Origin of the sequence: Zoogloea oryzae (genome assembly GCF_030161255.1) — a bacterium.
Lineage (GTDB): Bacteria > Pseudomonadota > Gammaproteobacteria > Burkholderiales > Rhodocyclaceae > Zoogloea > Zoogloea oryzae.
Map to the genome: position 1 here is coordinate 1 of NZ_BSPX01000130.1, position 5,673 is coordinate 5,673.

The window sequence follows — 5,673 nt, forward strand, 5'->3', positions numbered from 1 at the left end:
CGCGGCGTCCAGCCCGGCCAGATCCTCGGCGACGGTGACGGTCACCGGCGCCGCGTTGCCCACGCCCGGAAAGCGCTTGGCCACCACCAGCAGCGACTGCCCGGCCGGGCCGTCCTGGCGGCGGATCACGCCCGGCGCGGCGCCGGCGTCGGCCAGGGGAATCGCCTCGTCCCACATGGAGCGCGAGCGGATGCGCTGGTCGCCCCGCTCGATCAGGAAGTAATGCCCCGACAAGGGCAGCTCGTAGGCCGGGCCGGCGCTGCCGACGCGAGCCGGGTCGAGCTCGCTGGCGCCCGGATCGGCCGCCGCAACGGCATCCGCCAGCCGCACGTAGAGCAGATCGGCGTCGTGACCAAGGCGGCCGGCCACGTAGTCTTCCACCAGCCGCCGCGGAAAATCCTGCAGGCCCACGGCCAGCAGCGCCCCGGCGGCGATCAGCACCAGGGCGAGGGTGAGGGACAGCCGGCGGCGCAGGGAGCTCATCGGGCGACCCTCATGGCTGGCTGCGGAAGAGGTAACCCTGGCCGCGCCGGGTCTCGATGCGGGCGTTGCCCAGCAGGCTGCGCAGGCGGCACACGTAAACCTCGATCACGTTGCTGTCGCGTTCGCCGTCGTAGTCGTACACGTGCTCGGCCAGGTGTGTTTTGGAGAGCACCACGTCCGGGTGACGCATGAAGTAGCGCAGCAGCCGGAACTCGGTGGCGGTGAGCGTCGTCGGCCGCCCGTCGCCATCCACCAGGCACTGGCGCCCCTCGTCGAGCTGCCAGGCGCCCACCTGGAGCCGGGTGTCCTGCACCGGCGCGGCGCGGCGCAGCAGGGCCTGGATGCGGGCGATCAGCTCCTCGATGTGGAAGGGCTTGCCCAGGTAGTCGTCGGCGCCGGCCTGCAGCCCCTCGACCCGCTCGGCCCAGCCGTCGCGGGCGGTAAGGATGAGCACCGGCATCCGGTGGCCGGCGGCGCGCCATTCCTGCAGCACCGCGAGCCCCGGCTTGTCGGGCAGGCCCAGGTCGAGGATCACCGCGTCGTAGGGTTCGGTGGCGCCCAGGTGGGCCCCGTCGATGCCGTTGGGGGCGAGGTCCACCGCGTAACCGAGGTCGGTGAAGCGGGCCTGGAGGCTGCGGCCGAGGCTGGCCTCGTCCTCCACGATCAGCAGCCGCATGGCTTACTTTTCCCGGTGGCTCAGCAGCTCGCCGGAGGCGGCGTCGAGTTCGAGCTTGTGGAGCTTGTTGGCGTTGTCGATGAGCTTGATCTCGTAAATCATCCGCCCGCCTTCGCGCTCCAGCTCGAGGCCGACGAGCTGGCCGGGCTGGATCTTGCGGGCGCGCACGATGATCTCTTCGGCCGGGAGGATCTTGCCGCTTTCGCGCAGCTGGCGGACGTCCTCGGCCCGGGCCCTGTCGCCGGCCTGGGCGGTGAGGGCGAGGGAGGCGCCGACGGCCACGGCGGCCGCGAGGATGAGGGACAGGATTTTCATGGTCGGGACTCCTTGCGATGTCGGGTCGGGGCAGGACGGCGGCGCTTCAGCGATCCCGGCGCAGCTTGATGCCGGTAATCATGGCACCGATCAGGTTGGTGCGCTCCAGCCGGCCCATGATGATGGCGGCGGCGGCGTGCAGGCCGGCGAGGCCGAGCAGCGTGGAGGCGAGCGCCTCGTGCACTTCCTCCAGCCACTCGTCGCCCCAGAACATGTCGGTGGTCTGCATGTAGCCGGTGAGGCCCAGCAGCAGCACGAAGGCCATCAGCGCCAGCATCATCAGCGCGCCGACCGGGTTGTGGCCCACGTGGTGCTCGCGCCGGCCGGCGAGCAGGCTGGCAAAGTGACGGCGCAGGCGGTCCGGGGTGGGGAAGAAATCCGCAAAGCGCGCATGGCGGGTGCCGACGAAGCCCCACAGGATGCGTGCGCCCACCAGCGCGCTGGCGGCGTAACCCAACGCCTGGTGCAGCGCCTCGCCCTCCTCGACGACGAAGTTGAGGAGCACGCAGGCCACCAGGCTCCAGTGGAAGACGCGGACGAACGGGTCCCACACGCGGACGGGCTGGCCGGAGGAGTGTGCGTTCATGATCGGGGGCTCGCGGCGGCGCTCAGCGGGCCAGCACCACGGCGGCGGTCTGGGGGTCGAAGTAGATCTCGACCTTCTTGCCGGCCTTGTCGTGGCCGTAGATCTCGTAGCAGTTGCCGGAGGTGATCTTGAAGGTCTTGATCTGGTAGCCCTCGGCCTCGAGGCGGGCCTTGAAATCCGGCACCTTGATCCATTTTTCCTGGGGCGCGGTGCAGGTGGGGCCGGCGATGGCGGCGGTGGCGACGAAGGCGGTCAAGGCGGCAAACAGGGTGGTGGGCAGCAGTTTCATGTTGGAGATCTCCACAGGTTGATGGGGTACGTCGGATCACGACGCCTGACAGGGAGTGTGGCAGCGGGTGCCTGAACGGAAGCTGAAAGCCTCCGGGCGCCCATCGCTTCTTGCCTGCCAGAACGCCGCAGCCCGTGCGGATGGCACGGGCTGCGGACGACGCGGGCGCGGCAGACTGCAATCAGCCGAAGCTGTCGCCCATCAGGGTGTTGAACCAGGTGCCCATCTGGCGGAAGTTGCTGTTGCTGACCGAGGCGGCTTCGATGGCCGTCGCGCCCACCGGGTTGCCGCCGTTGGCCGCCAGCACCATCTTCCGGCCGGCGCTGTCGTACTGATACACCGCGGTGAGCCACGAGGCGGTGGTGGCGGTGATCGGCGAGTAGCAGGCCGAGTTGGCCACCGGCGCCGGGTCGGGCTGCTGGCCGGCGAGCAGGCGGATGATCGCGTCGGCGCAGATCTTGGCTTCCTGGTTGGCCACGTGGCCGGCCTTGGGCATGCCGCAGCTGGCGGCGTCGCCGATCACGTGGATGCCGGCCACCGCAGTGGATTGGTAGCTCAGCACATCCACCACGCACCAGCGCCCGTCGGCGCTGTTGTTGAGCCCGGCGGCGGCGAGCCAGCCCCCGGCCGCCGAGCCGCTGGCCCGGTGGGGCGGAATCGGGCTGACCACCTGGGCGTCGATGGTGCGCGGGGCGCCGACCGCATCGAGATAGCTCACCCGGCGGGTCAGCGGGTCGATGGTGATGCCGGTGACGCCCGCCTCGTAGCTGATGACCCCGGCGTGGGTAACGCCGAAGGCATGGGTGAAGGTTTCGCGCTCGGCCTGGATGGTGGCGTTCTCATCGAGCACCACAACCCGCGAGCCGGCACCCCGGTAGGTCTTGAGGTAATCGGCCACCAGGCAGGCCCGCTCGTAGGGCCCGGGCGGGCAGCGGTAAGGCGCCTTGGGGATGGTCATCACGAAGGTGCCGTCCTGCATGGCGGCGAGCTGGCTGGCCAGGAGCGTGGTCTGGGCGCCGGCCTGCCAGGCGTGGGGCGTGCGGGTGGCGTAGTCGGCCTGGGTGAGGCCGTAGGCGTCGGAGAACTCGACGCCGGGTGCGAGGATCAGCCGGTCGTAGGCGAGGCTGCTGCCGTCCGACAGGCTGAGGCTGCGGGCGGCGCTGTCGATGGCGGTGACGCGGGCGGCCTTCACCGTCACCCCGTACTTGGCGGCGAGGCTGTCGTAGGTGTAGCCGAGGGTGGCGATGTTGCGGCTGCCATTCAACACCAGGTTGCTCATGATGTTGGAGGTGTAGCGGGCGTTCGGCTCGACCAGCGTGACCTGCAGGCCGCTGCCGCCCCACAGGCGCAGGTACTTGGCGGCGGTGGCGCCGGCCATGCCACCGCCCACCACCACCACCCGGGCCACGAGGCCGGTGCTGGCGAGGGTGAAGCTGGTGTTGGCGCTGTCCTCGAAATGCTTGTCGCTGTCGTCGCCGTCGGAATCGGCATGGGCGAAGTGGGCGATGCCGCCGAGGGCACCGCTGCCGAGGGCAGCCCCGGCAAGCAGCAGCAGGCGACGCCGGGAAGGATTGATGGCTTTGGGCATGAAAGTCTCCGGTGCTTACTGCTTGAGGTAGGCGATGATCGCGTCGAGCTGGGCGCTGGTGTAGCCCTGGGCGTGGGCCGCCATGATGTCGCCGCGGGCCGACTTGCCGAGGTATTCCTTCACCTCGGCGGCGTCCGAACCGCGGATGCGCTCGAAGCCGCCCACGCCACCGGTGCCGTGGCACTGGAAGCAGTTGGAGGCGAGCAGGCGTCCGGCGGTGCTGGCCGGCTGGGTGACGGTGGTGGTGGTGCCGGCGCGGCGGGTCAGGGTGTTGATCGCGTCGCTCTTGCTGCCACTGCCGGCAAGCTGGCTGTAGGCGGCGAGCTGGTTGCGCTCGTCCAGCCGGGCGGCGGCGCGGGTGAGGTCGAAGTCGCGACTGCCTTCCATCTCGCTGCGCAGCTGGTCCATGGCCTTCACGACCGCCTTGGCGCTGGCCTGCCCGCCGGGGCTGCGCAGGGCGGCATCCACCGAGGCCTCGACCGCGTCGGCCAGGGCCCGGGCGGAGGCGCTCTGGCTGGCGCTCACCCGGGCGACCAGCTCGCCCACCGTGGCGGAGCCGCTCTGGGCGGCCACCACGCCGGCGACGGCGCGGAGCATCCGCTCCTGGGCCGCGTAGGCCGTCTCGGTGCTGCCGGCGTTGGCGCTCGCGAGGAGCTGGACGGCGCGCTGCAGGGCAAGCTGGCGGGTGTACAGGGCCGGCTGGCTGGCGAGTACCGTCAGCGGATCAGTGGCCAGATCGGCCACGCTCAGCCCGAGGGCCGATGCCACCCGGGCACGGGCCGCATCAAGGCTGAGCCCCTGGGCCACCAGCGCGTCGATGAGGCTGGTCAGGGGCGACACCAGTTGGCCGCTGGTGGCGCCTTCCGCCCGGGCGCTGAGGCGACCGGCGAAGGCGTAGCCGGTGTCGGTGTCGATGCCGCCGGTGACGATCACCCGCATCCCGGCGATGGGCGCAGACACCGTGCTGGCGTCGAGTCGGTAACGGCCGCTGTCGTCGGTGGTGGTTGTGGGCTCACCGCTGTCGGCCAGGCCGTTGCCGTTCACGTCGAGAAAGACGCTGGCCTCTTTCAGGTAGCCATCGACGGCGGTGCCGGACAGGCTGACCGAAGCCGGCGCGGCGGTGGTGCTGCTGGAACCGCCGCCACCGCCTCCGCCACAAGCCGTCAATGCCGTGGCAAGCGTGCCGGCGAGGATCCCCGCCCACGAAAAGCGGGCGAACGACGCGCGTATCTGCATGAAAACTCTCCCTTGTCGCTGGTTGTTGTGCGCTTCTCCGGTGAGAAGCCATGCAGCGATTATCAGGAGCAGGGATTAAGCGAACCTTAACGGTGTCCGCCAGGGGTTCGGCGGACAGGCAGCCACGCCCGCGCCGCCAGCCCCAGCGCTACGACCAGCAGCCCGGCGGCCACGCCGAAGGTGCGCTGCATGCCGCTGGCGACAGCTGCCGGCGCAGCACCGGCGATGTCGGGCGTGCCCACCGCCAGCGCGAACACCGCCCCCATCACCGACGCCCCGGTGACCAGCCCCAGGTTGCGCGACAGGTTGAGCATGCCGGACATCGCCCCGCGCTGCTCCCCGCCCACCGCCGTCATCGCCGCGGTGTTGTTGGCGGTCTGGAACAGCGCGTAGCTGGCGGTGAGGAGGGCGATGGGCACCACGTAGCCGGCCACGCCCGCCGCCGCCGGCAGCATGGCCAGCATCAGCGCGCCCACGATCATCCCCGCCAGCCCGGCGAC

The 5,673-nt window shown here is 70.8% G+C and carries 6 protein-coding genes and 2 pseudogenes; all 8 read right to left on the reverse strand.

Annotated elements, in window-relative coordinates; all coding sequences use genetic code 11:
- Positions 1-483 (reverse strand): annotated as a pseudogene (locus tag QQK25_RS21950) (sensor histidine kinase); the annotation flags it as partial.
- A gap of 10 nt (positions 484-493) precedes the next feature.
- Positions 494-1,159, reverse strand: coding sequence for a response regulator transcription factor (locus QQK25_RS21955; protein WP_284189875.1), 666 nt, complete (start codon positions 1,157-1,159; stop codon positions 494-496).
- 3 nt (positions 1,160-1,162) lie between these two features.
- Positions 1,163-1,474, reverse strand: coding sequence for a PepSY domain-containing protein (locus tag QQK25_RS21960; protein WP_284189876.1), 312 nt, complete (start codon positions 1,472-1,474; stop codon positions 1,163-1,165).
- A gap of 46 nt (positions 1,475-1,520) precedes the next feature.
- Positions 1,521-2,060: a cytochrome b/b6 domain-containing protein gene (locus QQK25_RS21965; RefSeq protein WP_284189877.1), complete on the reverse strand. Its 540-nt coding sequence runs from the start codon at positions 2,058-2,060 to the stop codon at positions 1,521-1,523.
- Between the two features lie 22 nt (positions 2,061-2,082).
- Positions 2,083-2,349 (reverse strand): PepSY domain-containing protein, encoded by a 267-nt coding sequence (locus tag QQK25_RS21970; RefSeq protein ID WP_284189878.1) that lies wholly within the window; start codon positions 2,347-2,349, stop codon positions 2,083-2,085.
- A gap of 181 nt (positions 2,350-2,530) precedes the next feature.
- On the reverse strand, positions 2,531-3,937 hold the full coding sequence (locus tag QQK25_RS21975; RefSeq protein WP_284189879.1) for an FAD-dependent oxidoreductase: 1,407 nt from the start codon (positions 3,935-3,937) through the stop codon (positions 2,531-2,533).
- Positions 3,938-3,952: 15 nt separating this feature from the next.
- The gene (locus tag QQK25_RS21980) at positions 3,953-5,173 is read right to left on the reverse strand and encodes a c-type cytochrome (RefSeq protein ID WP_284189880.1); all 1,221 of its coding nucleotides are present in this window, start codon (positions 5,171-5,173) and stop codon (positions 3,953-3,955) included.
- 86 nt (positions 5,174-5,259) lie between these two features.
- Positions 5,260-5,673: pseudogene (locus QQK25_RS21985) on the reverse strand (hypothetical protein); the annotation flags it as partial.

Excerpts from the sequence above, each read along its gene's own strand:
- QQK25_RS21980 (WP_284189880.1), bottom strand. The coding sequence starts at position 5,173 with ATGCAGATACGCGCGTCGTTCGCCCGCTTTTCGTGGGCGGGGATCCTC.
- QQK25_RS21975 (WP_284189879.1), bottom strand. The coding sequence starts at position 3,937 with ATGCCCAAAGCCATCAATCCTTCCCGGCGTCGCCTGCTGCTGCTTGCC.
- QQK25_RS21965 (WP_284189877.1), bottom strand. The coding sequence starts at position 2,060 with ATGAACGCACACTCCTCCGGCCAGCCCGTCCGCGTGTGGGACCCGTTC.
- QQK25_RS21955 (WP_284189875.1), bottom strand. The coding sequence starts at position 1,159 with ATGCGGCTGCTGATCGTGGAGGACGAGGCCAGCCTCGGCCGCAGCCTC.
- QQK25_RS21960 (WP_284189876.1), bottom strand. The coding sequence starts at position 1,474 with ATGAAAATCCTGTCCCTCATCCTCGCGGCCGCCGTGGCCGTCGGCGCC.
- QQK25_RS21970 (WP_284189878.1), bottom strand. The coding sequence starts at position 2,349 with ATGAAACTGCTGCCCACCACCCTGTTTGCCGCCTTGACCGCCTTCGTC.